Source organism: Microbacterium sp. CCH5-D1 (assembly GCF_001557335.1).
In the GTDB taxonomy this organism is placed as follows: Bacteria; Actinomycetota; Actinomycetes; order Actinomycetales; family Microbacteriaceae; genus Microbacterium; species Microbacterium oxydans.
On the sequence record NZ_LSJW01000267.1, the window covers coordinates 1 to 1,094 of the forward strand.

Below are 1,094 nucleotides of genomic sequence, written 5' to 3' on the forward strand. Positions count from 1 at the left end.
TCCCCAGACTCAGATCCCGGACGGCCCTCTCAGCACGTTCGATCGCATTCGTATCTCGCAGTTCCCGACCGACGACGAGCTCACCACCGAGGCGCGCATAATCTTCGCCGACATGAAGCGGAACGACCGCATCGGCAAGGCCGCGGCGCTGAACTCGATCTTCATCGCCCGCTCCGCGGCCACCGCGCTCGAAATGGGGCTCTAGTCACGCCCCAAGGGCGTGCAGATACCCCGTGACATCGAACGGCTGTAGGGGCAAGGCATAACCCGCTCGAGACGGGTGGCGTGGATGCCCACTCTTGAGCAGGTCGCCGATCGAGACCCACTCGCACCCCGAGGCGTCCGTCACAGCCACGATGCCGGCCAGCAGCTGCCGAAGGTAGCTGCGGGTCTTGATCAACTCGCCCCACGCCGCGAGCAGGGTGAGCGGACGACCGGCAACCAGCGCCGCGATATGCCGCTCATTCTCCGCCTGCAGCACCGGATCGTGCACCAGGTGCATACCTCTCGGATCGGTCGACCGCTGCGCGTAGAGATTCAGCATCACCCAGCTGTCGAAGCCGTTGCGCGCCGCGAACCCCATCACCTTGCTCACCGTCAGATCCGGGTCTCCCGGCACCGCAGTACTCGGGTTCACACCCACGCAGATCAACGGGTTCTCACCCACTGTGCCCAGCACGAAACGCGCCGAGTCGTCGACGTTGTGCTCATACATCCAGACGTCGCTCACCACCGCACCCTCCCGACTCTCACCGTAGACGCGCCACGTCGACGCTGCGCGATCGACCAAACCCGGGCTAGTGTTGTGTATGTCACATGCACTCAACTTTGACGGATAGGGAGGGACGGCAGATGACCACGACGACCAGCCCCGGCCGCTGCGCCTCCCACGAGGAGCAGCAATGAGCCTGCACCCCGCCGAGACCGCGCGATTCCTCACCGACCTGCAGGAGCACATCGAGAGCGTGACCACGTTCTACATCCCGCAGGACGAGCTCACCACCGTCCTGCAGCGCATGGCCGACGACGGCCACCGAACGATCCCCACGACCTAGGAGCAGCACCCCATGGCCAAGACCAACCCCGTCCAGCAG

Annotated in this window: 3 protein-coding genes; 2 read left to right on the plus strand and 1 reads right to left on the minus strand. The window is 65.0% G+C overall.

The window, feature by feature from the left end; genetic code table 11:
- Window positions 1–205: hypothetical protein (locus AX744_RS20815; protein WP_197429259.1), on the plus strand; the 205-nt coding region annotated here is incomplete at its 5' end.
- On the opposite strand, the gene AX744_RS16095 is transcribed toward AX744_RS20815, so the two are convergent.
- Window positions 206–730 (minus strand): DUF1643 domain-containing protein, encoded by a 525-nt coding sequence (locus AX744_RS16095; RefSeq protein WP_197429260.1) that lies wholly within the window; start codon window positions 728–730, stop codon window positions 206–208. It abuts the gene before it with no gap.
- 172 nt (window positions 731–902) lie between these two features.
- On the opposite strand from AX744_RS16095, the gene AX744_RS20820 reads away from it, so the two are divergent.
- Window positions 903–1,055: a hypothetical protein gene (locus tag AX744_RS20820; RefSeq protein ID WP_197429261.1), complete on the plus strand. Its 153-nt coding sequence runs from the start codon at window positions 903–905 to the stop codon at window positions 1,053–1,055.
- Window positions 1,056–1,094 lie beyond the last annotated feature (39 nt).